The following is a 23,121-nucleotide window of genomic DNA, read 5'->3' as shown; positions in this document are numbered from 1 at the left end:
ACCGCCGCCGACTAGAACGAGACGTCGGCTCGGCGCTCGTCGGCGCCGGGCTTGTCGCAGTACGTCTGACCGTCCGTGAACCGGACGCCGTCGGTGAACCGCGCCTCGATCTGCCCCGAGCCGAACTGCTCGACGTACAGGCGTGAGTAGAGGCCGCCGAGCGCTAGCAGCTCGTCGTGTGTGCCCTGCTCGACGAGGCGTCCCTCCTCGAGGCCGAAGATCACGTCGGCGTTGTGGATCGTGGAGAGCCGGTGCGCGATGGCGATCGTCGTGCGGTTGTGGGTCGCCCGCTCCAGCGCGTCCTGCACGAGGCGCTCGGTCTCGGTGTCGAGTGCCGAGGTCGCCTCGTCGAGGATCAGGATGCGAGGGTCCATCAGCAGGACGCGGGCGATCGCGAGTCGCTGCTTCTCACCGCCGCTGAGCCGATAGCCGCGTTCGCCGGTGATCGTCTCGTAGCCGTCGGCGAACGACACGATGCGGTCGTGGATGTTGGCGTCGCGCGCCGCCTGCTCGATCTCGTCGGCGGTGGCATTGGGCTTGGCGTACGCGATGTTGTCGCGGATCGTGCCGTGGAAGAGGTAGGGCTCCTGCGTGACCATGCCGACGGCATCGGCGACCGAGCCCATCGTCAGGTCGCGGACGTCGGTCCCGTCGATCAGGACGGCTCCGGAGCTGACGTCGTAGAACCGCGGGATGAGGTACGTCATGGTCGTCTTGCCCGACCCCGACGGCCCGACGATCGCGGCGAGCTGACCCGGCTGGACCCGCAGCGAGACGCCGTCGAGCGCCCAGCCCTGCTCGGGTGCGGGCTCGGCACGGTCGATGCGTACGCCGCTCTCACCGAACCGGTCGCCCGACGACCCGCCCGACAGTGAACGCGGCTCGGGGTAGCGGAAGTGCACGTCGCGGAACTCGATCTCGCCGCGCAGGTCCTTGGGGTTGAGCGCGACGGCGCCCGGCCGCTCGGTGATGGCCGGCTCAAGGTCGAGGTACTCGAACAGCCGGCGGAACAGCGCGAGCGACGTCTGCACGTCGAGCGACACGCGCATGAGCTGCAGCAGCGGCATCTGCAGCCGGGCCTGCAGCGTCGTGAACGCGACGAGCGTGCCGGCGGTCAACGCGGTGCCGCCGTTGAGCATGTAGCCCGAGACGAGATAGATCAGGGCAGGTGTGATCGCGAAGAACGTCTGCACCGTCGCGAAGAACGCCCGGCCGGTCATGGCCTGCTCGACCTGGAGGCGGGTCTGGTTGCGGTTGGCCTCGCGATAGCGCTCGACCTCGGAGTCGGCCCGGTTGAACACCTTGGACAGCAGGATGCCCGAGACGCTGAGCGCCTCCTCGGTGATGGCGGTCATCTCCGAGAGCGACTCCTGCGTCTTGCGGGCGAGCCGCTGGCGCCGCTTGCCGACCTGCAGCTGGATCCAGACGAACAGCGGCATGACGATCAACGTCAGCAAGGTCAGCTGCCACGACAGGATCACCATCGAGATGAACGCCGCCGCGACGGTCACACTGTTCTGCAGGATCGAGGTCGCGGTGTCGGTCAGCACCGTGCGTACGCCGGCGACGTCGTTGGCCAGGCGCGACTGGATCGCTCCGGTCTTGGTCGCGGTGAAGAACGCGAGCTCCATCTTCTGCAGGTGCGCGAACAGGTCGCTGCGGAGGTCGGCCATCGCCGAGTTGCCGATCGTGGACGTCAGCCAGTTCTGCACGATGCCGATCAATGCCGTCACGACGGGGATCGCGCACAGGGCACCGACGAGCCAGCCCAGCAGGCCGATGTCGACCCCGCTGCCGTCCGTCGGGAACAGCGCCTTGTCGAACACCGCCTTGGTGAAGAACGGTGCGACGGACGCCAGGGCGGCGGACGTGACGACGGCCACCGCGACGTACGCCATCTTGGTCCGATAGGGCCGGAGCATCCTGGCGATGCGCTTGAGGATCGGCCGGCCGCCGCCGAGCTCATCGTCGGGGATGTGGCTGATGGCGGGCCCCGGCCTGCCGCCCCCCATCGTCATTCGTCGATCTTCGTCAGCATGACGTCCGTGGCGCCACCCTCCACCGGTACGAGCTCCGTCGTGCCCCAGACGCCGACGTCGGTGCGCAGCATCGCCCAGATCAGCAGCTTGGCGGGATCGGCGACCAGAGTCGGGTCGACGCTGAGGGTGAACTCGGCGGGTACGCCCGGCGCGTCGATCGCGGTCGCGGCCAGGACCTCTCCTTCGGTGTCGACGAGCTTGATCGTGGCGACGGCGCCCGGGGGCACGGCGATGCGTTCACGGAAGAAGACGGTGCCGGTGATGGTGAGAACGTGTTCGGAGGCCATGTCCTGAATGCTATGCCTCGCGCACAGACTCCTCTCGGCGAAAGCGGCGCACCTGCCACGCGACGCACACGAGCACGCCGCCGACGGCGAAGACGATGATCGAGCTGACGACTCCGTGGAACGCCATGGACTGCAGGCCGGTGGAAGCCGTCGCCGCGGCGGACGCGAGACCCGTGAGCCCGGACGCGACGAACACCGCCGCCAGAGCCGCGGGCGACAGGACCCGGTCCGGGCGAGGTACGTCGAGCGTGGGCAACGAGCGCAGATGAGCGATCGCGAACCACGCGACGACGAGCAGCCCCAGCACGCCCGAGGCGTACTGCGCCCACTTCAGCCCGGCCATCCCGAGGTGGTCCGCGCGCAGCCATCCGACGTGGTCGGAACCCCAGCGGTCGTAGTGGGTGAAGGAGTCCCACCCCGCGTGAGTGATGGCGCCGATCAGCGCGCCGACGGGTGCGAGCAACCACTGGCGGCGGGTCAGCCGGGCGCGTGGAGCGAGGCGGTTTCGGATCGCCGCCGGCGAAAGGTCGACCAGCGGGTCACGCAGCAGCGCGAACCAGACCGCCACGACCAGCAGCGCGCCGACGACGTCGACGGTCGGGACGCCGACCGGGCTGTGGGCGAGGGTGTAGCCACGCCGCGACCCCAGGTAGAGCGGGATGTCGGGCACCATGCTGCCGATGACCAGGGCCGCCATGGGCAGGCCGAGCCGCCGCAGCGGCAGCACCGCCGCCGGGTGGCTCAGGGTCAGCGGCATGCGACGAGCGTACGTTCTGCCGGGAGTGAACAGGCCTGTCCGCCAGGCGTCGTCGCGTGGTTGGTTGAGGAGATGAGCTCTGTACTCGTCCTTGGTGGCACCTCGTGGGTCGGCGGGCAGATCGCACACGAAGCCCTCCGTCGCGGGCACGACGTCACGTGCCTGGCCCGCGGCGAGTCCGGCGATGCGCCGGCAGGGGCTGCTTTCGTGCAGGCCGATCGCTCGGATCCCCGCGCGTACGACCAGGTCAGTGGCCGGTCGTGGAACCTGGTGATCGACCTGGCCCGTCAGCCGGGTCAGGTGCGGTCGGCGATCGCGGCACTCGGCAACGGCGCGGCCCATTGGACATTCGTCTCGACCGGATCGGTGTACGCCGACCAGAGCGGACCGTTGACCGAGGAGTCGCCGGTGCTCGAGCCGCTCGACGGGGAGACCGCCGAGCCGGAGCAGTACGGCGAGGGCAAGGTCGCGTGCGAGGACGCCGTACGCCACCTGCCCCGGCACCTGATCGTGCGAGCCGGCCTGATCGGCGGTCCGGGTGACCGCTCGGACCGGCTCGGTCACTACGTCGCCCGGTTCGCGCTCGCGGGCGACGAGCCGGTGCTGGTGCCGGCGGTCGCGGACCAGCCGATGCAGGTCATCGACGTCCGCGACCTGGCGGAGTGGATCGTCGCCTCCGCCGAGGCCGGACTCACCGGCGTCGTGCACGGCGCCGGCGAGCGTACGACCGTGGGTGAGCTCGTCGCGTCGTCGGCTGAGGTCGCGGGCTTCTCGGGCGAACAGGTGCTGGCCGACGAGTCGTGGCTGCATGACCATGACGTCGAGGAGTGGATGGGCCCGCGATCGTTGCCTCTGTGGCTGCCGCACAGCCATCACGGCATGGGACTGATGTCCGACGCGCTGTCGCTGCAGTACGGCCTGGAGCGTCGCCCGTTGAGCGACACCATCGCCGCGACGCTCGACGACGAGCGCGGGCGAGGGCTCGGCCGCGAGCGCAGGGCCGGACTGAGCCGCGAGGACGAGCTGGCCCTGCTCACGGAGCTGCGTGGCCAATCCTGACCGGGACCTTCGGCCCCACTTCGAATATCACTCGGCGGTGACCTGCGGACGCGCGTAGCCTGCAGAGATGAACGCAAAGCCGGGAAGACCACGCACCCTGACGGTCGACCAGATCATCGATGCGGTGGTGGCTGACGGACTCGACACGTTCAGCATGCCTTCGATCGCGGCCCGGCTCGGGGTGGCCCACTCGGGGCTCTACCGCTACTTCACCGATCGGGAGGACCTGGTCGTGCAGGTCCTCGACCGGGTCGCTCGGTCAGCGACGTGGCCGTCGCCGGACCTGCCGTGGCGGGAGCACCTGGAGCAGCTCGGTGAGGCGTTCTGGACGATCTGTTCCACCTATCCCGGTTATGACGTCACCGCGCTGCGGGCGCGCAACGTGTCGCCGGGCTTCCTTGCGATGATGACGCCCCACGTCGAGTCCCTGCAGCGCGAGGGCTTCGACGTCGTCGACGCCACCGCGGCCATCGAGTTCGTCCGTACGCTCGTGCTCACGTCGTCGATGGAGGCCGCGCGGCTCGCGTCGATCGCCGACCGCACCGACCTGACGGACCACAGCATCCCGGGGTTCGCCGATCCGGAGAAGTGGGCCGGCCGAGGCTGGTACCGGCGTCACCTCAACACGTGGCTCGACGGCCTGGCTCAACGCGTCGACGCCGGTCCGGTCAGCGCCACCACCGAAGCCTGACCCCGCCGGCCCAAGCGTGCGTATGCCCCACCCCCGGTGATGCGGGTGGGGCATCGCTGTCGGGTCGCTGTGTGCTCAACGACGCCGACACCCTGTGCCTACCCGACGAGGCGAAAGTCATTCACCCTCGTGGACCCTCTTGCGTCCTACCCCCCAGGGGTATATGGTCGGGATCATCAACACATACCCCCTAGGGGTACGGACGAGGAGTCAGCATGGCACACGATCACGAGGCGCGCGGATACGACGCCAAGAAGGACGACTACCTCAAGCGCCTGCGCCGCATCGAGGGCCAGGCGCGAGGCCTGCAGCGGATGGTCGAGGAGGACCAGTACTGCATCGACATCCTGACCCAGGTGTCCGCGATGACCAAGGCGCTGCAGTCGGTGTCCCTCGGCCTGCTCGACGACCACCTCAACCACTGCGTCGTCGATGCCGCACGCGCCGGTGGCGCCGAGTCCGAGGCCAAGATCCGCGAGGCCTCCGACGCCATCGCCCGCCTCGTCCGCAGCTGAGCAGACGTCACACGAGAGGAATCCCCATGAGCACCAGCACCTACACCGTCGTCGGCATGACCTGCGAGCACTGCGTCCGCTCGGTCAGCGAGGAGGTCGGCGCGATCCCCGGCGTCAGCGACCTCAGCGTCGACCTGGCCTCCGGCGCCCTGTCCGTCACGACCGTGGCCGAGCCCGTGGCCGACGAGGCCGTACGCGAGGCCGTCGCCGAAGCCGGCTACCAGCTCGCATGAACAGTGCAGGCAAGGTCGGGATCTTCGCGGCGGGGCTGTGCGTGGTGTTCGGCGCCGCCATCGCGATCGGCAACGCCGTCGGCCCGGTCGACAGCGAGCCGGCGGCGATGGAGCACGGCGACGACGAGATGACGGACATGCCCGGCATGTCCAAGTCGGCCGCCACGATTCCCGGCGGTCTGCAGGTCGCCCAGGGTGGCTATCGCCTGGTGCTCGACGATCCCCGGCAACAACCGGCGAAGGATGCCGCGGTGACCTTCCGGGTGCTCGGTCCGGACGGCGACCCGCTCACCGACTACGCGACGCTGCACGACAAGCAGCTGCACTTCATCGTCGCCAAGCGTGACCTGACGGGCTTTCAGCACGTCCATCCGACGATCGACGAGCACGGCACCTGGACTGCGAAGCTCGCACTCGAGCCCGGCCAGTGGCGTACGTTTGCCGACTTCGACCCGGCTGGCAAGGATCCGCAGCTCACGCTCGGCGCCGACCTGACCGTTGCCGGTGAGTTCACCCCCGAGCCGCTGCCGAAGCCCTCGCGCACGGCGACGGTCGGCGACTACACCGTGACGCTCGCCGGCGATGCCGTGACCGGCGCCGACGCCAAGCTGACGCTGACGGTCGCCAAGGACGGCAGGCCGGTGACCGACCTGCAGCCCTACCTCGCCGCGTACGGCCACTTGGTGGCCCTGCGCGAGGGCGACCTCGCCTACCTGCACGTCCACCCCGACGGCGAGCCCGGCGACGGCAGGACCGAGCCCGGGCCCGGCATCACGTTCCACACCGCGTTCCCGTCCGAGGGCAGCTACCGGCTCTACCTCGACTTCAAGCACGACGGTGTCGTGCGTACGGCCGAGTTCACCGTCGAGGCCGCCGGCGCGGCGAGCGGCACGGGCAGCGACGACAACCACGACGACTCCGAGCACGAGCACTGACATGGCACTCATCGACCAGGAGAACACGACCGACCGCATCGACCTGACGATCGGCGGCATGACCTGCGCGTCGTGCGCCATGCGCATCGAGAAGCGGCTCAACAAGCTCGACGGGGTGACCGCCTCGGTCAACTACGCGACCGAGAAGGCGCGGGTCGACGCCTCCGGTCCGATCGATCCCGAGCTGCTGATCGCCGAGGTCGAGAAGGCCGGCTACACCGCAGAGCTTCCCCAGCCACCCAGCACGGAGCAGCCTGCCGAGGTCGACGACGATCCGTCGCGCCCCTTGCGGGATCGCCTGCTCGTCTCGATCGTCCTGACCGTGCCCGTTATCGCGATGGCGATGATCCCGGCGCTGCAGTTCACCAACTGGCAGTGGCTGTCGCTGACCCTCGCGGCTCCGGTCGTCGTCTGGGCCGCCCTGCCGTTCCACCTCGCGGCATGGACCAACCTGCGCCACGGTGCCGCGACGATGGACACGCTGATCTCGGTCGGCACGCTCGCGGCTTTCGGCTGGTCGATCTACGCGTTGTTCTGGGGCACAGCGGGCGAGCCCGGCATGAAGCACCCGTTCGAGCTGACGATCTCTCGCATGGACGGCAGCGGCAACATCTACTTAGAGGCGGCCGCCGGGGTCACCACGTTCATCCTCGCTGGGCGCTATTTCGAGGCCCGTGCCAAGCGGCGGTCGGGCTCTGCGTTGCGCGCGCTGCTCGCGCTCGGCGCCAAGGAGGTGTCGGTCGTACGTGACGGCGCCGAGGTGCGCATCCCCACCGAGGACCTGCATGCCGGCGACCTGTTCGTCGTCCGTCCGGGCGAGAAGATCGCCACCGACGGCGTGATCGAGGACGGCACGTCTGCGGTCGACGCGTCGATGGTGACGGGCGAGTCCGTGCCGGCTGAGGTCGTTGCCGGCGATGCCGTCGTCGGCGGCACGCTCAACACGAGCGGCCGGCTGACCGTGCGGGCGACCCGCGTCGGTGCGGAGACCCAGATCGCGCAGATGGCGCGGATGGTCGAGGACGCACAGAGCGGCAAGGCGCAGGCGCAGCGGCTGGCCGACTCGATCTCGGGCATCTTCGTCCCGATCGTCATTGCGCTGGCGGTCGGCACGCTCGGCTTCTGGCTCGGCACGGGTGAGGGTGCCTCGGCGGCCTTCACCGCTGCGGTGGCGGTGCTGATCATCGCGTGCCCGTGCGCGCTGGGCCTCGCGACACCGACCGCGCTGATGGTCGGCACCGGGCGTGGCGCCCAGCTCGGCATCCTGATCAAGGGCCCCGAAGTGCTCGAGTCCACCCGCACGATCGACACCGTCGTGCTCGACAAGACCGGCACGGTGACGACGGGCCGCATGACGCTGCACGACGTGATCGTCGCCGAGGGCGAGGACCGCGCGACGGTGCTCCGCATCGCCGGTGCGCTCGAGGACGCATCGGAGCACCCGATCGCCCGCGCCATCGCCGACGCCGCTCGCACCGAGCTGGGAGCGCTGCCGTCGGTCGAGGGCTTCAGCAACACCGAAGGACTCGGTGTCCACGGAGTCGTGGAGGGCCGGGCGGTCGTCATCGGCAGAGAGGCCTTCCTGGCCGACTGGTCGCAGCGACTGGGCGATCTTGCCGGCCCCAAGGGCGAGGCCGAGGCGCAAGGACGTACGCCCGTGGTCATCGGCTGGGACGGTGCCGTGCGCGGCGTCCTGGTCGTGGCCGACACGATCAAGGAGTCGAGCGCCGAGGCCGTACGCCAGATCCGGGAGCTGGGCCTGCGCCCGGTCCTGCTGACCGGCGACAACGAACGCGCCGCCCACGCGGTCGCCGCAACCGTCGGCATCGACGAAGTGCATGCGGAGGTACGACCCGGCGACAAGGTCGACGTCATCCGCAGGCTCCAGGCCGAGGGCCGCACCGTGGCGATGGTCGGCGACGGCGTCAACGACGCGGCCGCGCTCGCGCAGTCCGACCTCGGTCTCGCGATGGGCACCGGCACCGACGCCGCGATCGAGGCGTCCGACCTGACCCTTGTACGCGGCGATCTGCTCGCCGTGCCCGACGCGATCCGGCTGTCCCGCCGCACCCTGGGCACGATCAAGGGCAACCTGTTCTGGGCCTTCGCCTACAACGTCGTCGGCATCCCACTGGCCGCTGCGGGCCTGCTCAACCCCATGCTGGCCGGGGCCGCGATGGCGTTCTCGTCGGTCTTCGTCGTCACCAACAGCCTGCGGCTCCGCGGCTTCAAGACCCTCAACGAGGGAGCAGCCTCATGACCGAGCACGAGCATCACCACGACATGGCGATGACGGGTCGTGAGCTAACCCGAAGCGCGATCTCGGCGACCCTGCACTGCCTCACCGGCTGTGCGATCGGCGAGGTCCTGGGCATGGTCATCGGCACGGCGTTCGGCCTGCACAACGTCACCACGATCATCCTGTCGATCGTCCTCGCGTTCTTCTTCGGCTACGCGCTGACGATCCGGCCGGTCCTCGCGGCGGGCATCCCGTTCGCCGGCGCGATCAAGGTGGCGCTCGCGGCCGACACGCTCTCGATCCTGACGATGGAGCTGATCGACAACACCGTGCTCGTGGCGGTGCCCGGCGCGATGGACGCCGGTCTCGGCAGCGTCCTGTTCTGGGCCAGCCTCGCGTTCTCCCTCGTGATCGCGTTCCTCGTGACCGTTCCGGTCAACCGCTGGCTGATCGGCCGCGGCAAGGGCCACGCCGTCATGCACGACTACCACTGACCTAGGCTCGCCCTATGACCCAGATCCCCGGCCTGGACGGCCTGCTCGGTGTCGAGCACCTGGAGACCAACGCCGACAAGGTCGTCGTGCGCTTCACGATCGGCGAGCAGCACATGCAGCCGTTCGGCATCCCGCACGGCGGCGCGTACTGTGCGGTGCACGAGTCGACTGCCAGCATCGCCGGGCAGATCTGGCTGGGCGACAAGGGCATCGTGGTGGGCACCAACAACTCGACGGACTTCCTCCGCCAGGCCAAGGTCGGCGACACGATCACCACGACCGCGACACCGATCCACCGAGGTCGGAGCCAGCAGCTGTGGCACCTCGACTCGGTCGACCAGGACGGCCGGCTCATCGCCCAGGGCCAGGTCCGGCTGGCCAACCTCGACCAGCAGATGCCGCCCGAGATGCTCGCCAACTTCATCGGGTCGACGCCCGCGGAGTAGGCCGTGGCACGGCGCGTGATCCTCGACTGCGACACCGGGACTGACGACGCCATCGCGATCATGCTCGCGGCGACGAGACCAGAGCTCGACCTGATGGCGGTGACCGCCGTCTGGGGCAACCATGCCGTCGAGCACACCGCGGACAACTCCCGCCGCACACTCGACCTGATCGGCCGCAGCGAGGTGCCCGTGTACGCCGGGCGCAGCGCACCGGTCGCACCACCACCGGGCGCGCCCGCGGCCATCGGCAGCACAGAGCCCGACACCCTGCCGATCCCGCCGGCGACAGCTCCCCTTGAGGACCGTGACGCCGTCGGGTGGCTCATCGAGACGGCCCGTGCCGCGACCCAGCGGTTCACCCTCGTGCCGACCGGATCGCTGTCCAACGTCGCCGCCGCAGTGGCTGAGGATCCGGCCTTCCTGGACGCAGTCGAGGAGATCGTCATCATGGGTGGTGTCACCGAACGAGGCGGCCTGCTGCCCGACATCGAGACGAACGTCGGCTACGACCCCGAGGCAGCGCAGGTCGTCCTGGATGCCGGCTTCGAACGGCTGGTGCTCGTGCCACTGGACGCCACCTATCGCACGATCGTCACATCCGAACAGTGCGCCACCCTACGCAAAGCCGGCGGTGCAGCGGCCGGTGTCGCGGCCGACTTCATCGAGCAGCGCATCGAGCGCTACCGCACGCTGCCGGCGATGGAGGGTCGAGCCGCGGCGCCCGTGCACGACGCGCTGACCGTCGCCTACCTCGTCGACCCGACCTTGGTCACGCTGAGGCCCGCAACCATACGGGTCCACACCGGCGACTCGCCGACCCGCGGGCGTACCGACATCGCCTTCGACCCGGCCGGCGCCGTCCACGTGGCCACGGATCCCGACGCGGAGCGATTCTTCGGTCTGCTGCTCGAGTCGCTGACGGGACTCTGAGTCGTCTCAGCAGACATGCATGGTGACGAGGCGCCGGCGGGTACACGGTAGACTCGAGGCAGTCGGTCGCGACTGGCGTTGAGGTGGGTACCACCGGGGAGCGACTGCAACACCGGACATCGGGACCGTTCGCCTGGGCCCCACGTCAGCCGTGCATTGCTGACTGGAGGCAACAGAGATGATGATGACCATGACGACCACTGATCCTTTCCCGACCTCGCTGCTGGGCGACGAGGACGTACGCGTCCTGCTGCTCGAGAACATCCACATCGATGGCGCCGACTTCCTGCGTGGCAAGGGCTACCAGGTCGAGACGCGCGACGGTGCGCTCGGCGAGGACGAGCTGATCGAGGCGATCCAGGGTGTGCACCTGCTCGGGATCCGCTCGACGACGTACATCACCGAGAAGGTCCTCGACGCCGCCCCCGACCTGATCGCGATCGGCGCGTTCTGCATCGGCACCAACCAGATCGACCTGCCCGCGGCGACCGAGCGCGGCATCGCGGTGTTCAACGCGCCCTACTCCAACACCCGCAGCGTCGTGGAGCTCGCGATCGCCGAGATCATCTCGCTCGCCCGCCGGTTGCACGAGAAGTCGACCGACATGCACAACGGCGTGTGGAACAAGTCCGCCGCCGGCAGCCACGAGGTCCGCGGCCGTACGCTCGGCATCGTCGGCTACGGCAACATCGGCAGCCAGCTCTCGGTGATCGCCGAGGCGCTGGGCTTCAAGGTCGTGTTCTACGACATCGACGACAAGCTCGCCCTCGGCAACGCCAAGCGGTGCTCGACGATCGAGGAGCTGCTGCAGATCTCCGACGTCGTGACGCTGCACGTCGACGGCCGTCCCGGCAACGCCGGCCTGTTCGGTGCCGAGGAGATGGCGCAGATGAAGCCGCGCTCGCTGTTCCTCAACCTGTCGCGCGGCATCGCGGTCGACACCGCGGCCCTGCGCCAGCACATCGAGTCGGGCCACATCGCCGGCGCCGCCCTCGACGTCTTCCCGGTCGAGCCCAAGCGCCAGGGTGACCCGTTCGAGTCGGACCTGCGCGGCCTGCCCAACGTGATCCTCACGCCGCACGTCGGCGGCTCCACCGAGGAGGCGCAGCAGGACATCGGCCGGTTCGTGGCCTCCAAGCTGCGCTCGTACGCCTCGGCCGGTGGCACCTCGCTCAGCGTCAACCTGCCGGAGATCAACCTGCCGTCCGACGCGACGAAGCACCGGCTGGCGCTGGTGCACCGCAACCACCCGGGTGTGCTGGCCCGGATCAACGGCCTGCTGGGTGAGCACGAGGTCAACATCGAGGCGCAGTCGCTGTCGACGCGTGGCGAGCTGGGTTACGTGCTGACCGACGTGGCTGCCGAGGTCGGTCCCGACGTGCTCAAGGAGCTCGCCGGCCTGCCCGAGACCGTACGCCTTCGCCAGCTGAGCTGATCCAGACGTACGAACGCCCCGACCCGCGCTGCGGATCGGGGCGTTCTGTCGTTCGGCTACTGGAAGCCGAACGGCGGGTACTTGTCGGTCAACAGGAACATGTAGCCGTTGAGCCGGTTGTTCCAGCGCATCAGGCCGACCGCGAAGTTGCGCAGTCCAGCGGGCCAGTTGCCGGTGATGATGACCGCGAACCACGCGATGATGACGACGAAGTAGAACACGATGAACACGAGCATCAGCACGATGAAGTGCGGGATCACCAGCAGGAGCCGGAAGAAGATCGTGAGGCGGTTGCGGCCCTCGATCTCCGGCACGAACGAGACGCGCACCCGTGGGTCGTCACCCGGGTCGTCGAACGTCGTGTCGAACGAGAACGGTGGGTACTCCTCGCGCATGAACAGCGCGTACGTCATGGCGCGCGCGTTGTAGCGGATCGAGAGCGCGATCAGGGTCTGGATGCCCTCGGGGATCTTGCCGGTGGCGATCCCGAGGATCCAGCCGACGAATGCCAGGATCTCGGCGACGAACGTCAGGACGTACCCGACGATCAGGTGCGGGATCACCAGCAGCCAGTGGACGAGCGGTCGCCAACGCGCGATCTTCTCCGGCGGGTCGAACTCGAAGGTGACGGGATATCCAGACGTGGCTCCTGCGCTCATGGGAGTCCTCCGATGTGTGATGGTTGCAGACCGATTGACACATTAGGGCACCCACGCGACAGGCGCTCGCATTTGGAGGTTAGTCCTGGGCTGCCAGTTCAGTCTGCCGTTGCAGGGGCAACGACGCATCGACATGGGTCAGGAGTGCGAGCGTCTCGGCGCAGCCGGCCTCGACCTTGATCGTCGCGAGCTCGTCGCCCCGTGTCGTCCCGCGGTTGATGATCGCGATCGGAATGCCTCGTTTGTGCGCCGCTCGTACGAAGCGCAGCCCGGACATCACCTGCAACGACGACCCCAGCACAACCAGAGCTTCGGCCTCCTCGACCAGCGCGTAGCTGCGCTCGACCCGGTCCTTCGGCACGTTCTCGCCGAAGAACACGACGTCCGGCTTCAGGTCGCCGCCGCACGTCGTGCACTCGGCGACCCGGAAGTCGGCGGTCTCGTCCAGCACGACGTCGCCGTCGGGCGCCACCTCGCCGACGCGCGCCTCGTAGCCGGGATTGAGCAGCGAGAGCCGGGCGTGCAACGCGGATCGTGGAGTCAGCTCGCGGCACTGGAGGCAGATCACCCGGTCGATCCGGCCGTGCAGGTCGATCAGGTCGCGATGACCTGCGCGCTCGTGCAACCCGTCGACGTTCTGGGTGATCAGGCCGGTCAGCCGTCCGTCGCGCTCCAGCTCCGCCAAGGCGTGATGCGTCGCGTTGGGTTGCGCCGTGCGCATGCGACTCCATCCGACGTGAGCCCGGGCCCAGTAGCGCTGCCGACCCTCAGGCGTACGCACGAACTCCTGGTACGTCATCGGCGTCCGCACCGGCGAGCCCGGCCCGCGGTAGTCGGGGATCCCGGAGTCGGTCGACACCCCGGCGCCCGTGAGCACGAGCCAACGGCGATCGCCGAGGACGCTCTGGACCGTGCTCATAAGGCAAGTATGCCGCCGGGTATCAATGTGGGTCCGGCTCCTTGTCGGCGACGGGCTCGAGATCGTCGCCGGACCAGTACATGCGCGCGCGAACCACAAGGAAGCCGATGACACAGACGATCAGGACCAGGGCGAAGGCGACCCGAACGGTTTGTGCCCACGTCGGCATCTCGTCGGGGTAGGCGTACTCAACGACCCTCATCCCGACGTAGGCGCTGACACCCACAGGGATGAATCGGTACGACGTGGCGGCGCGTTGCTTGTAGCGCTCGGGTCGCTCCTGCCGCCCGCGATCGCCGAGTGCTTCCAGCAGGCGCGCGCGACGCAGCCGACCCGTGAAGATGCCGAGGAAGTACAGCGCCGCGGCTCCGTACCAGGCCCACCCGATGGCATGGCCGCGGACGACCGCGAACGTCGCTCCCACAAAGGCCAACAGACCCCACACGCCAAGGGTGTTCTCCATCCACCGCGACTCGGCGAGCTGGCGGAAGCCCTTGAGCTGCTCTTCGTCCGCCGATTCGATCATGCGCTCCATCCGACGCCTGCCCAGCAGCGGGAGAAGCACGCAGAAGACACCCAGGCAGTAGGGGAAGATCAGCTGGCTCATGCGGGCGGCTGTACCCATTGAGACAACCTGCAATCTCAGTGATTCCGGCCCGCTGGTGCGTGCGCGCCACGAATCGGGGTAGTCCCAGAGGCGGAACGGGTCGGTACTCGCCGGCTCGTTGGGAGATAGGAATAGCTGTGATCATTCTCGGAATCATCCTGCTGATCCTGGGAGCAGTGCTCAATGTCGCCATCCTCTACACGATCGGCATCATCTTGATCGTGGTCGGTGCGATCTTGTGGATCCTGGGTTCGATGGACCGCGGCATCGGCGGTCGAAGACACTACTTCTGAACAGGCGGGGCCGTCACCTTCGGGTGGCGGCCCCGTTCCATGTTGTGGGTCAGTCGGCCAGCTCGATGAGCTTCTTGACGGTGTTGAGGTTGCGGGCCGTGCCGGGCACCTTGAGCGCGCGGCCGATCGAGTCGGCCTTCATCTGCGGCCTGCCCGCACCGTTGGCGTACCGGATGTGCAGCTCGGTGCCGATGACCTTCCACTGGTCCTCGCCGGTCTCGTACGTCTCAGCCTTCGTGATCGCCGCTGCGGTGGGCTTGCCGGTGAGGAAGGAGACGTACGAGTACTTCGGCTGCTCGACGTCGAACGGATGCACGTCGAGCGCCTTGCGGACCTGCGCCGGCGTGCGCGAGATGACGTCGCGGAACCAGCCGTAGCGCTTCTCGAGCGCCTTCTCGAGCGCGCGGTCGAAGTCGGCGCCCTTGCCGGGCACGTCCGCGATGAGGTTGCCGGAGGCGATGTACGTCTGCACGTCGGTCGCTCCGAGATCGCCCGCGATCTCGCGGAGCTCAGCCATGGGCAGCTGGGTGCCGCCGACGTTGACGGCACGGAGGAGGACGATCCGGGTGCTCACCGATCCAGTATGTCGTTCAGCGACTGATGAGCACGAAGAACACGATCGTCGCGACGAACGTGAGCACGACGCCACCGACGGACCACGGCCACACGGCCGCCGACCGAGCGGTGGCGACGATGATCGCGATCAGGGTGACAACGACGAGCACGACCAACGAGATCCAGTAGCCGATCAGCACGCCACCGAAGTAGTCGGAGTCGCAGACCGCCGGGACGGTGGCGCTGGTGGAGGTGCCGCACGAGTCCGTCGTGAAGATCGTGAAGATCGACACGATCCCCAGCACCAGCGTGCCGAGGACCTGCAGCACGAACAGGATCCACGACAGTGTGCGATCGACCGTGCGACCGTTGTTGCTCGGCGGCCGGGGTGCGTACGCCTGTGGGTACGGCTGCGGTGCGTACGCCGGCGGGTGCGGGGGTTGCGGTGTTGGCGGCGTACCGAACGGCGGAAGCTGCGGTTCCGGGGGCGTGGTCACCCGCGAACGCTAGCGCGTACGGCTGGCCCGTGGTGCGGTTTCGGACTCAGTCGACCGTCGTGACGCGGCGAGGGAGCAGCGCAATCGCGCCGATCATGACGATCGCCGCAATTCCTGCGCCGACGTACACCTCGTGGATCGACGGCTCGAGCACGTGAGCGGGGAGGTGCTCGAGGTCGGGGTGTGATCCACCCACACGTCGGGCGACGGCCGCGTTGGCGATCGCGCCGAACACCGCGATGCCGAGGGCGCTCCCCACCGAGCGGGCGAACATCGTGGTGCCCGTGACGACGCCGCGGGTTGACCAGTCGACCGACGACTGGGCGGCGACGAGGATTGGTGCGGCGATGAAGCCGAGACCGACACCGAACACGAAGCAGGCGCCCGCGAGCAGGTAGATCGAGCTCTCGCCGGTCACGGTGAGCAGCAGCACGGCACCGGTCAGGACGAACACCGAGCCCATGAACGCCGTGTCGCGGAAGCCGATGCGGAGGTAGAAGCGGCCGGCGATCGCGGCCGAGATGGGCCAACCGATCGTCATCGCGGCGACGACGAATCCGCCCACCAGGGCGTTGGTGCCGAGCACCCCTTGGGCGTACAGCGGGACGTACGAGGTGAGGCCGATCAGCAGGACACCGACGACCAGGCTCGACGCGTTCGCGCCCACCAGCACCCGACGATGGAAGACCCACAGCGGCAGGATGGGCTCGGTGGCACGGCGCTCGATCAGGACGAACGCGGTGAGCAGCACGGCAGCGGTGGCGAGCACCGAGATGCTGGCCGTCGAGCCCCACGCCCACTCGACGCCGCCCTCGAGCAGGCCGAGGATCAGCAGCGAGCCACCGATCGCGAGGGTGATGGCACCGGCGTGGTCGATCCGGTGCCGGGTGCGCGTGACGTCCTCGCGGAAGCGGCGGATCAACATGTAGGCGGCGCCGATCGCGATCGGCACGTTCACGAAGAAGATCCAGCGCCAGGACAGGTAGTCCGAGAACACCCCGCCGAGCGTCGGGCCGATGACCGAGGACGCACCCCATACGCTCGCGACGTAGCCCTGGACCTTCGACCGCTCCTCGATCGAGTACAGGTCACCGATGATCGTCATGCTCATCGGCAGGACGGCGCCGGCGCCGAGACCCTGGACGGCTCGGAAGACGATCAGCGACGGCATGCTCCACGCAGCGCCGCACAGCACGGAGCCGAGGAGGAACAGCGCGATGCCGAACAGCATGACCGGCTTGCGGCCGAGGATGTCGGAGAACTTGCCGTACAGCGGCACCGAGATCGCCTGGGCGAGGAGGTAGATCGAGAACAACCACGGGAACTGCGAGAAACCGCCGAGGTCCTCGACGACCGATGGCACCGCTGTCGCCAGGATCGTCGCGTCGATCGCGACCAGGCCGACCGACAGCATGACCCCCAGCAGCACCGGGCCGCGTTCGGACCGCAGTCCGATGGAGGCGCGAGTAGGTCCAGGGGTCGTCACGTCAATGGTTCAACCCGGTGCACCCGGCAACCATTCCCCCGGGGAAGACGATGGAGCCCGCTCACAACCTCGCCGCGAGCTCGGTGGCCTGCTTGATGGCGCGCTTGGCGTCGAGCTCGGCGGCGACGTCGGCACCACCGATGACGTGCACCGGCTTGCCGAGCGACTCCAGGGGCTCGATGAGGTCGCGTACGGACTCCTGACCCGTGCACAGGACGATCGTGTCGACGTCGAGGACCCGTGACTCCGAGGTGTCCTTGCCCGTGGCGACCGTGATGTGCAGGCCGTCGTCGTCGATGCGGTCGTACGTGACGCCCTTGACCATCTCGACGCCGGAGTCCTTGAGGGTCTGGCGGTGCACCCAGCCGGTGGTCTTGCCGAGACCCTTGCCGAGGTCGGTGGCCTTGCGCTGGAGCAGGACGACCTCGCGCCTGGGCGGCGCCTTGAGCTTGGTCGCGAGACCGCCGCGCTCGAGCTCAGGATCGGTCACGCCCCAGCGCTGCATCCAGTGCTCGGCCGACTCGTCGGGGTCGTGCAGCAGGAACTCCGAGATGTCGAACCCGATGCCGCCGGCGCCCATGACCGCGACGCGGCGACCGACGGGCGCGCGGTGCCGGATGACGTCCTGGTAGTTGACGACCTTGGGGTGGTCGACGCCGGGGATCGACGGGATGCGGGGCTCGACGCCGGTGGCCACGACGACCTCGTCGAAGCTCGCCAGGTCGTCGACCGTGGCCTTGGTGTCGAGGTGGATCTTGACCCCGCCGAGCTCGAGGCGCCGCGAGTAGTAGCGGATCGTCTCCTTGAACTCCTCCTTGCCGGGGATCTGCATCGCGAGGCGGAACTGCCCGCCGACCTCAGGCAACGCCTCGAACAGCTCCACGGTGTGACCGCGGCCCGACAGCTCGGTGGCCGCCGCGAGCCCCGCGGGGCCAGCGCCGACGACCGCGATCCGCTTGGACGTACGCGTGGGCGACAGCACGAGCGACGTCTCGTGTCCGGCTCGCGGGTTGATCATGCAGCTCGCCCGCTGGTTCTTGAACGTGTGGTCGAGGCATGCCTGGTTGCACGCGATGCAGGTGTTGATCTCGTCGGCCCGGTCCTCCGCGGCCTTGGCGACGAAGTACGGATCCGAGAGCAGCGGCCGCGCCATCGACACCAGGTCGGCCTGCCCGGAGGCGATGATCTCCTCGGCGATCTCGGGGGTGTTGATGCGGTTGGACGCCACGACCGGCACCGACACCTCGGGCCGCAGCTTGCCGGTGACCCACGAGAACGCGCCGCGCGGCACCGACGTGACGATCGTCGGGATGCGGGCCTCGTGCCAGCCGATGCCGGTGTTGATGATCGAGACGCCGGCCGCGTCGATCTTCTTGGCCAGCGTGACGGTCTCCTCCCAGCTCTGCGCGTCGTCGACGAGGTCGAGCAACGACATCCGGTACATCACGATGAAGTCGTCGCCCACTGCCTCGCGTACGCGCTCGACGATCTCGACCGGGAAGCGCATCCGGTTCTCGGCGCTGCCGCCCCACTTGTCCGCGCGGTCGTTGGTGCGTGCCGTCAGGAACTGGTTGATCAGGTAGCCCTCGGAGCCCATGATCTCGACGCCGTCGTAGCCGGCCCGCCGGGCGAGCGTGGCCGAGTTCGCGAAGTCCGTGATTGTGCGGTCGACCTCCTTGGCCGACATCGCCTTGGGCTTGCCGAACGGCGTGATCGGCGACGGCTTCGTCGATGCGGCCCGCTTGAACGGGTGGTAGCCGTAGCGGCCTGCGTGCAGCAGCTGCATCACGATCTTGCCGTCGTGCTCGTGCACCGCGTCGGTGACGATGCGGTGCTTGTCGGCGAACCGCTTCGACGTCATGACCGAGCCGAACGGCGACAGCCAGCCGCGCCAGTTGGGTGCGTACCCGCCGGTCACCGACATCGCGACGCCGCCCTTGGCGCGCTCGGCGAAGTAGGCCGCGAGCTCTGGCAGGTGCTTGGCGCGGTCCTCCATGCCCGTGTGCATCGAGCCCATGATCACGCGGTTGCGCAGGGTCGTGTGGCCGAGGTCGAGCGGCTCGAGCAGATGCGGATAAGGACTGGTCATGAGCTGGCTCCTGAGGCTTCGGCGACGATCTGGTCGAACTGTGCTGCCATCGCGGCGGCGAGGGCGTTGGCGGCTGAGAGGGGGCGGACCATCACGGTCAGCTCACTGATCAGGCCGTCGTCATTGGTACGAATGAGGTCGATGCCGTTGACGCTCACCCCGTCGACGACGGTCTCGAAGACCAGCGCCGAGCCGCGTCCGTCGTCATCGGCGAGCTCCCGGACGTACCGGAACTCGGTGAACACCCGGCCGACGCCGCGGAGGATGGCAGCGACGATCGGCTTGCCCTCGTACGGCCTGAAGGCCACGGGGCTGCGGAACACGACGTCGTCGGCGAGCAGGTCGCCCAGCGCGGCGAAGTCACCCGCCTCGACGGCAGCGCGGAACTCGTTCATGAGGACTCCTGTGATGGGATGGCCTGGTGTCCTTCGCTCGCAGAGCTCGCTCCCGGTCGGCCGCGGACGGCCTCCCTAGGAACCGGGACCGGCTGGCAGCCCGGTTCCTGATCGTCGCGGGTGTTTTCAACGTCGTGATCTGGCCGCGGTTCGCCAAGGCGATCGTCGACGACGACCGGGCGTGGGACGGCGAGCACTGGCACAGCGCTCCGACGGCGTTCTTCTGGGTGCACGCGGTGCTCATCACGACGGCGATCGTGATCGGCCTCGGTGTGCTGTTGATCGGCGTACGGGCTCATCGCTCGCCGTCCGCACCGAGGGCCTGAAGAATCTCGTCGCACCACGCGATCGCGGCCTGCTCCTGCATCAGCCCGCCCCGCAGCACGAGATAGGCACCGAGCTCGTCCTCGCCGATCGCCGACGGATCGGGATAGTGCTTGGCAGCGCTGGCCTCGTAGTACGCCAGCTGCGCCACGTGCGCCGCGCGGCGGGTGGTCACGTCCGACAGCACCGCGTCGCGATCGCCGAACCGCAGCCCGCGCAGCTTGACGGCGAACTCGCTGCGGTAGGCCTCGATCGGCGTCGGGGTCGACGACCAGCGCATGAGCTCGTCGCTGCCCTCGGACGTGATGGCGTACACCTTCTTGTCCGGTCGTCCGCTCTGCTCGACCAGGTGAGCCTCGACCCACTTGTCGGACTCCATGCGGCCCAGCACCTTGTAGATCTGCTGGTGGCTGGCCTTCCAGAAGTGCCCGATCGAGGCGTCGAAGCGGCGCGCGAGGTCGTAGCCCGACGCGGACTTCTCCGCGAGGGACACCAGGATCGCGTGCTCGAGCGCCATGCCCGCGACCGTACTATGCAACTAGTTGCAGTGCAACGTGGTGCCTATCACGCAGGCACAGTCTCGTTCTGCCGCTGGTCGAACGCGACCCGGGCCCGGATGATGGCTTCCTGGTTGCCCTCGGTCCACCGAACCAGCGACTGGATCGTCTCGATGAGCCCGCAGCCGAGGTCGGTCAGCGCGTAGTCGACACGCGGAGGGACCACGGGGTGCACCGTGCGCTCGATCAGTCCGTCGCGCTCGAGGTGGCGCAGCGTGACAGTCAGCATGCGCTGGCTGACGCCGTCGATCTCGCGCTTGAGCTCGGTGAACCGCAGGGTCCGGTGCCCGAGCAGTGAGATCACCATGAGCGACCACTTGTCGGCGATACGGTCGAGGATCTGCCTGACCTCGCAGCCCTCGCGGGTGTCCCACTGGAACGCGTCGGTCTCGCCGGTTACGTCGCAGGAACCGGGTGAGGTTGAAGTGCCTTCTTCCATAGTTCCTCATGGTGACGCAAGATGGGGTCAGTTACAAGAGGGAACCACGAATTCGGGAGGACAGCTCATGAGCACGGCGACTCGGACGGAGATCAGACGCCTCGACGGGCAAGGGCTCGGGCTGCTGCTCGTGCTCAGCGGTGCGCTGTTCCTCGAGGGTGCCGACATCGCGATGCTTGCTGTCGCGTTGCCATCGATCGGGGCGGAGTTCGACCTGGCTGCCGGCGGCCTGCAGTGGGTCATGAGCGCGTACGTCCTGGGCTACGGCGGCTTCCTGCTGCTGGGTGGCCGGGCCGCCGACCTCCTCGGCCGCCGCAAGATGTTCCTGATCTCGCTCGCGGTGTTCGTCGTCTTCTCCGGCGTCGGCGGTCTGGCCACGGAGTCCTGGATGCTGGTCGTGGCGCGCTTCGTCACGGGTGTGGCGGCCGCGTTCATGACGCCCGCCGGCCTGTCGATCATCACGACCACGTACGCCGAGGGTGCCGCACGCGAGAAGGCTTTGCTGATCTATGGCGCGGCGGGCGCGGCCGGGTTCAGTCTGGGACTCGTGATGGGTGGCTTCCTGACCCTGGCCGACTGGCGTTGGGTCTTCTTCGCCCCGGTCATCATGTCGGGCCTGATCCTGGCGGCCGCACTCCGGCTCGTCCCGGTGGACACCGTCGCGGTCCGCCGTCGGGTCCGCGAGCTCGACCTGGGAGGCGCAGCGGCCCTGGCCGCCGGTCTGCTCCTGCTCGTCTACACACTCGAGCGGGCCTCGCACAGCTCCCTGCTCACGACGGCCACCACGGGTCTCGCAGCGGTGGCCGCGCTGGCCGGCTTCGTGTGGATCGAGCGCCGGACGCCCGAGCCGCTCGTACGACTCGGCATCCTCCGAACGGGGACGGTCGTGCGGGTCAACGCGGTGGGACTGCTGTTCATGGGTGCGTTCTTCAGCTTCCAGTTCGTCGTGGTGCTCTATCTGCAGGAGCTGCGCGGCTGGTCGACGCTCGAGACGAGCCTGACCCTCGTCATCATGGCGATCGACGGCATCCTGGCACCCACGCTGACCCCCAGGCTGGTCACCCGGTTCGGGCATGCTCCGGTCCTCGCGGCAGGTGTCGGCGCACAGCTCCTGGCCTTCGCCCTGTTCCTGCCGATGACCGCCGACTGGTCGTACTTCGCGATGCTCCCCAGCCTCGTCGCGATGGGCTTCGCGTTCACCCTCGCCTACGGAACGCTCGCGATCGGCGCGACCGACGGTGTCGAGGAGGCGGAGCACGGCCTGGCGGGCGGCCTGCTCTACACGTCCTTCCAGATCGGCGGCGCGGTCGGCCTCGCGGTGGTCTCCGCCGTCCTCGTCGCGGTCGCGGACGGTGCGACGTACACGCTGGAGGACTATCGGGCCGCGCTCCTCGTGCCCTTCGTCGCGGCACTGGTCGCGGTCGTGATCAGCGTGGTCCACGCCGTGGTGCGGCGGGCGGAGCCGACTGGCGCGTCCGCGTGATCCACGAGAGGGTGTGTCCATTCGATCACCGGTGACCAGCAGGGGGCGCCGGGCACACAGGGGATGACCGATGATCACTCGCGCACGCACTCTCACTCTCGTCGTCGCTTCGGCACTCGTCCTGGTCGGCTGCGGCTCGGGCAGCGATTCGGACGACGGAATCGCCGACCTCTCGGCCACCAAGATCCTCGCCAAGGCCGAGAAGCAGCTGGCCCAGGAGGAATTCATCGCGGTCAAGGGGCAGGGCAAGGACGAGGACGAAGGGGCCGAGATCGCGGTCGACATGTCGTTCGCGGGCAAGACCGCATCGGGAACCGTCGAGTTCAGCGGCATGACGCTCAAGGTCCTCAAGGCCGACGGCAAGTCCTACTTCAAGGCCGACAAGGAGTTCTTCGAGTCGAGCGGCGCGCCGGCCGAGACCATGGACCTGATCGGCGACAAGTGGGTCGCGATCGATCCGGGCAACCAGAACTTCGCGGAGATCGGCAGCTTCGTCTCGAAGAAGGAGTTCTTCGACTCGTTGCTCGATCCGGAGAGCAAGGTCACGAAGGGCACGGAGAAGAAGGTCAACGGCGTCGACTGCATCGCGCTCAAGGACAAGCAGGGCACGTTCTACTTCGACAAGAGCAACGCCAGGCCGATCAGTCTCGTGGCAACGAGTGGTGCCGGCAGCTTCGACTTCTCGTACGACAAGGTCTCCGAGGCGCAGGCACCGTCCGCCGACGAGGTGCTCGACCTCGCCAACCTCCCGTCCTAGC

Annotated in this window: 27 protein-coding genes and 1 riboswitch; of the genes, 14 read left to right on the top strand and 13 right to left on the bottom strand. The window is 68.5% G+C overall.

The genetic code is table 11. From position 1 onward, the window contains the following. Positions 1-11: 11 nt before the first annotated feature. Genes BOSE46_RS20150 through BOSE46_RS20140 form a run of 3 tightly spaced genes read right to left on the bottom strand, consistent with a single transcriptional unit; the run spans position 12 to position 3,083 of the window. A complete protein-coding gene (locus BOSE46_RS20150; protein WP_159542129.1) occupies positions 12-2,018 on the bottom strand; it encodes an ABC transporter ATP-binding protein in 2,007 nt (668 codons plus the stop codon). After that, positions 2,015-2,326, bottom strand: coding sequence for a YbaY family lipoprotein (locus tag BOSE46_RS20145; protein WP_159542127.1), 312 nt, complete (start codon positions 2,324-2,326; stop codon positions 2,015-2,017). The genes BOSE46_RS20150 and BOSE46_RS20145 overlap by 4 nt, the downstream gene beginning before the upstream one ends. 10 nt (positions 2,327-2,336) lie before the next feature. Continuing rightward, positions 2,337-3,083, bottom strand: coding sequence for a DUF4184 family protein (locus tag BOSE46_RS20140; RefSeq protein WP_159542125.1), 747 nt, complete (start codon positions 3,081-3,083; stop codon positions 2,337-2,339). Positions 3,084-3,155: 72 nt separating this feature from the next. Here BOSE46_RS20140 and BOSE46_RS20135 point away from each other — a divergent pair, with 72 nt between their 5' ends. The 10 genes from BOSE46_RS20135 to serA all read left to right on the top strand — a co-directional run bounded on the left by BOSE46_RS20135 (position 3,156) and on the right by serA (position 12,060). Further along, entirely contained in the window at positions 3,156-4,142 is a 987-nt protein-coding gene (locus tag BOSE46_RS20135; protein ID WP_159542123.1) for an NAD-dependent epimerase/dehydratase family protein, read from the top strand. A 67-nt stretch (positions 4,143-4,209) separates the two neighbouring features. Then, a complete protein-coding gene (locus BOSE46_RS20130) occupies positions 4,210-4,833 on the top strand; it encodes a TetR/AcrR family transcriptional regulator (protein WP_159542121.1) in 624 nt (207 codons plus the stop codon). Between the two features lie 215 nt (positions 4,834-5,048). Further along, positions 5,049-5,348, top strand: coding sequence for a metal-sensitive transcriptional regulator (locus BOSE46_RS20125; protein WP_159542119.1), 300 nt, complete (start codon positions 5,049-5,051; stop codon positions 5,346-5,348). Between the two features lie 26 nt (positions 5,349-5,374). Further along, positions 5,375-5,581 (top strand): heavy-metal-associated domain-containing protein, encoded by a 207-nt coding sequence (locus BOSE46_RS20120; protein WP_159542109.1) that lies wholly within the window; start codon positions 5,375-5,377, stop codon positions 5,579-5,581. Next, positions 5,578-6,516 (top strand): hypothetical protein, encoded by a 939-nt coding sequence (locus BOSE46_RS20115; protein ID WP_159542107.1) that lies wholly within the window; start codon positions 5,578-5,580, stop codon positions 6,514-6,516. The genes BOSE46_RS20120 and BOSE46_RS20115 overlap by 4 nt, the downstream gene beginning before the upstream one ends. A gap of 1 nt (position 6,517) precedes the next feature. Then, positions 6,518-8,776, top strand: coding sequence for a cation-translocating P-type ATPase (locus BOSE46_RS20110; RefSeq protein WP_159542105.1), 2,259 nt, complete (start codon positions 6,518-6,520; stop codon positions 8,774-8,776). After that, entirely contained in the window at positions 8,773-9,249 is a 477-nt protein-coding gene (locus BOSE46_RS20105) for a DUF4396 domain-containing protein (protein WP_159542103.1), read from the top strand. The genes BOSE46_RS20110 and BOSE46_RS20105 overlap by 4 nt, the downstream gene beginning before the upstream one ends. Positions 9,250-9,263: 14 nt before the next feature. Further along, positions 9,264-9,695: a PaaI family thioesterase gene (locus BOSE46_RS20100; protein ID WP_159542101.1), complete on the top strand. Its 432-nt coding sequence runs from the start codon at positions 9,264-9,266 to the stop codon at positions 9,693-9,695. Between the two features lie 3 nt (positions 9,696-9,698). Then, the gene (locus BOSE46_RS20095; RefSeq protein WP_159542099.1) at positions 9,699-10,625 is read left to right on the top strand and encodes a nucleoside hydrolase; all 927 of its coding nucleotides are present in this window, start codon (positions 9,699-9,701) and stop codon (positions 10,623-10,625) included. A gap of 58 nt (positions 10,626-10,683) precedes the next feature. Next, a riboswitch (ZMP/ZTP riboswitch) is annotated at positions 10,684-10,771 on the top strand. Positions 10,772-10,815: 44 nt separating this feature from the next. Continuing rightward, positions 10,816-12,060 carry a phosphoglycerate dehydrogenase gene (gene serA, locus BOSE46_RS20090; RefSeq protein WP_236551822.1) on the top strand — a complete coding sequence of 415 codons (1,245 nt, stop codon included), beginning with the start codon at positions 10,816-10,818 and terminating at the stop codon, positions 12,058-12,060. A gap of 56 nt (positions 12,061-12,116) precedes the next feature. Here the strand turns inward: serA and BOSE46_RS20085 are convergent, their stop codons facing one another. From BOSE46_RS20085 to BOSE46_RS20075, 3 genes are all read right to left on the bottom strand, one after another. Further along, the gene (locus BOSE46_RS20085; RefSeq protein ID WP_159542095.1) at positions 12,117-12,719 is read right to left on the bottom strand and encodes a DUF4389 domain-containing protein; all 603 of its coding nucleotides are present in this window, start codon (positions 12,717-12,719) and stop codon (positions 12,117-12,119) included. Positions 12,720-12,798: 79 nt separating this feature from the next. After that, positions 12,799-13,638 carry an NAD-dependent protein deacetylase gene (locus BOSE46_RS20080; RefSeq protein WP_159542093.1) on the bottom strand — a complete coding sequence of 280 codons (840 nt, stop codon included), beginning with the start codon at positions 13,636-13,638 and terminating at the stop codon, positions 12,799-12,801. Positions 13,639-13,660: 22 nt separating this feature from the next. Next, positions 13,661-14,263: a hypothetical protein gene (locus BOSE46_RS20075; protein WP_236551821.1), complete on the bottom strand. Its 603-nt coding sequence runs from the start codon at positions 14,261-14,263 to the stop codon at positions 13,661-13,663. Between the two features lie 119 nt (positions 14,264-14,382). Between BOSE46_RS20075 and BOSE46_RS20070 the strand changes: the two genes are divergently transcribed. Further along, positions 14,383-14,538 carry a DUF6131 family protein gene (locus BOSE46_RS20070; RefSeq protein ID WP_201299693.1) on the top strand — a complete coding sequence of 52 codons (156 nt, stop codon included), beginning with the start codon at positions 14,383-14,385 and terminating at the stop codon, positions 14,536-14,538. 49 nt (positions 14,539-14,587) lie between these two features. Here the strand turns inward: BOSE46_RS20070 and BOSE46_RS20065 are convergent, their stop codons facing one another. From BOSE46_RS20065 to BOSE46_RS20045, 5 genes are all read right to left on the bottom strand, one after another. Next, a complete protein-coding gene (locus BOSE46_RS20065; RefSeq protein ID WP_159542089.1) occupies positions 14,588-15,112 on the bottom strand; it encodes a DUF1697 domain-containing protein in 525 nt (174 codons plus the stop codon). A 16-nt stretch (positions 15,113-15,128) separates the two neighbouring features. Continuing rightward, positions 15,129-15,590: a DUF6264 family protein gene (locus BOSE46_RS20060; RefSeq protein WP_159542087.1), complete on the bottom strand. Its 462-nt coding sequence runs from the start codon at positions 15,588-15,590 to the stop codon at positions 15,129-15,131. Positions 15,591-15,636: 46 nt separating this feature from the next. Next, positions 15,637-17,076: an MDR family MFS transporter gene (locus tag BOSE46_RS20055; protein ID WP_236551820.1), complete on the bottom strand. Its 1,440-nt coding sequence runs from the start codon at positions 17,074-17,076 to the stop codon at positions 15,637-15,639. 61 nt (positions 17,077-17,137) lie between these two features. Then, positions 17,138-19,165 (bottom strand): NADPH-dependent 2,4-dienoyl-CoA reductase, encoded by a 2,028-nt coding sequence (locus tag BOSE46_RS20050; RefSeq protein ID WP_159542085.1) that lies wholly within the window; start codon positions 19,163-19,165, stop codon positions 17,138-17,140. Then, positions 19,162-19,560 (bottom strand): nuclear transport factor 2 family protein, encoded by a 399-nt coding sequence (locus BOSE46_RS20045; RefSeq protein WP_159542083.1) that lies wholly within the window; start codon positions 19,558-19,560, stop codon positions 19,162-19,164. Before BOSE46_RS20045 ends, BOSE46_RS20050 begins: the two co-directional genes overlap by 4 nt. A 26-nt stretch (positions 19,561-19,586) precedes the next feature. Here BOSE46_RS20045 and BOSE46_RS20040 point away from each other — a divergent pair, with 26 nt between their 5' ends. Beyond that, positions 19,587-19,886 (top strand): SCO4848 family membrane protein, encoded by a 300-nt coding sequence (locus tag BOSE46_RS20040; protein WP_201299692.1) that lies wholly within the window; start codon positions 19,587-19,589, stop codon positions 19,884-19,886. Here BOSE46_RS20040 and BOSE46_RS20035 read toward each other — a convergent pair. Both BOSE46_RS20035 and BOSE46_RS20030 read right to left on the bottom strand, forming a co-directional pair. Further along, positions 19,856-20,401 carry a PadR family transcriptional regulator gene (locus BOSE46_RS20035; protein WP_159542081.1) on the bottom strand — a complete coding sequence of 182 codons (546 nt, stop codon included), beginning with the start codon at positions 20,399-20,401 and terminating at the stop codon, positions 19,856-19,858. The genes BOSE46_RS20040 and BOSE46_RS20035 overlap by 31 nt on opposite strands. Positions 20,402-20,448: 47 nt before the next feature. After that, a complete protein-coding gene (locus BOSE46_RS20030) occupies positions 20,449-20,880 on the bottom strand; it encodes a helix-turn-helix domain-containing protein (RefSeq protein WP_159542079.1) in 432 nt (143 codons plus the stop codon). Between the two features lie 67 nt (positions 20,881-20,947). Here BOSE46_RS20030 and BOSE46_RS20025 point away from each other — a divergent pair, with 67 nt between their 5' ends. Together BOSE46_RS20025 and BOSE46_RS20020 are read left to right on the top strand one after the other, a co-directional pair. Continuing rightward, the gene (locus BOSE46_RS20025) at positions 20,948-22,363 is read left to right on the top strand and encodes an MFS transporter (protein WP_159542077.1); all 1,416 of its coding nucleotides are present in this window, start codon (positions 20,948-20,950) and stop codon (positions 22,361-22,363) included. 70 nt (positions 22,364-22,433) lie between these two features. After that, positions 22,434-23,120, top strand: a complete 687-nt coding sequence (locus BOSE46_RS20020) for a hypothetical protein (RefSeq protein WP_159542075.1) — start codon at positions 22,434-22,436, stop codon at positions 23,118-23,120. Position 23,121: the final 1 nt, after the last annotated feature.

It is taken from the genome of Aeromicrobium sp. 9AM (assembly GCF_902506105.1).
Classification (GTDB): domain Bacteria; phylum Actinomycetota; class Actinomycetes; order Propionibacteriales; family Nocardioidaceae; genus Aeromicrobium.
Note: the sequence above shows the minus strand (reverse complement) of the source record. Positions and strands in the feature narration are given on the sequence as shown.

Bases quoted from the DNA above. Each gene is read 5' to 3' on its own strand.
- BOSE46_RS20105 (WP_159542103.1), top strand. From the start codon at position 8,773: ATGACCGAGCACGAGCATCACCACGACATGGCGATGACGGGTCGTGAG.
- BOSE46_RS20025 (WP_159542077.1), top strand. From the start codon at position 20,948: ATGAGCACGGCGACTCGGACGGAGATCAGACGCCTCGACGGGCAAGGG.
- BOSE46_RS20030 (WP_159542079.1), bottom strand. From the start codon at position 20,880: ATGGAAGAAGGCACTTCAACCTCACCCGGTTCCTGCGACGTAACCGGC.
- BOSE46_RS20045 (WP_159542083.1), bottom strand. From the start codon at position 19,560: ATGAACGAGTTCCGCGCTGCCGTCGAGGCGGGTGACTTCGCCGCGCTG.
- BOSE46_RS20080 (WP_159542093.1), bottom strand. From the start codon at position 13,638: ATGAGCACGGTCCAGAGCGTCCTCGGCGATCGCCGTTGGCTCGTGCTC.
- BOSE46_RS20140 (WP_159542125.1), bottom strand. From the start codon at position 3,083: ATGCCGCTGACCCTGAGCCACCCGGCGGCGGTGCTGCCGCTGCGGCGG.
- BOSE46_RS20150 (WP_159542129.1), bottom strand. From the start codon at position 2,018: ATGACGATGGGGGGCGGCAGGCCGGGGCCCGCCATCAGCCACATCCCC.
- BOSE46_RS20145 (WP_159542127.1), bottom strand. From the start codon at position 2,326: ATGGCCTCCGAACACGTTCTCACCATCACCGGCACCGTCTTCTTCCGT.
- BOSE46_RS20035 (WP_159542081.1), bottom strand. From the start codon at position 20,401: ATGGCGCTCGAGCACGCGATCCTGGTGTCCCTCGCGGAGAAGTCCGCG.
- BOSE46_RS20110 (WP_159542105.1), top strand. From the start codon at position 6,518: ATGGCACTCATCGACCAGGAGAACACGACCGACCGCATCGACCTGACG.
- BOSE46_RS20115 (WP_159542107.1), top strand. From the start codon at position 5,578: ATGAACAGTGCAGGCAAGGTCGGGATCTTCGCGGCGGGGCTGTGCGTG.
- BOSE46_RS20125 (WP_159542119.1), top strand. From the start codon at position 5,049: ATGGCACACGATCACGAGGCGCGCGGATACGACGCCAAGAAGGACGAC.
- BOSE46_RS20050 (WP_159542085.1), bottom strand. From the start codon at position 19,165: ATGACCAGTCCTTATCCGCATCTGCTCGAGCCGCTCGACCTCGGCCAC.
- BOSE46_RS20020 (WP_159542075.1), top strand. From the start codon at position 22,434: ATGATCACTCGCGCACGCACTCTCACTCTCGTCGTCGCTTCGGCACTC.
- serA (WP_236551822.1), top strand. From the start codon at position 10,816: ATGACGACCACTGATCCTTTCCCGACCTCGCTGCTGGGCGACGAGGAC.
- BOSE46_RS20075 (WP_236551821.1), bottom strand. From the start codon at position 14,263: ATGGGTACAGCCGCCCGCATGAGCCAGCTGATCTTCCCCTACTGCCTG.
- BOSE46_RS20120 (WP_159542109.1), top strand. From the start codon at position 5,375: ATGAGCACCAGCACCTACACCGTCGTCGGCATGACCTGCGAGCACTGC.
- BOSE46_RS20100 (WP_159542101.1), top strand. From the start codon at position 9,264: ATGACCCAGATCCCCGGCCTGGACGGCCTGCTCGGTGTCGAGCACCTG.
- BOSE46_RS20135 (WP_159542123.1), top strand. From the start codon at position 3,156: ATGAGCTCTGTACTCGTCCTTGGTGGCACCTCGTGGGTCGGCGGGCAG.
- BOSE46_RS20130 (WP_159542121.1), top strand. From the start codon at position 4,210: ATGAACGCAAAGCCGGGAAGACCACGCACCCTGACGGTCGACCAGATC.
- BOSE46_RS20085 (WP_159542095.1), bottom strand. From the start codon at position 12,719: ATGAGCGCAGGAGCCACGTCTGGATATCCCGTCACCTTCGAGTTCGAC.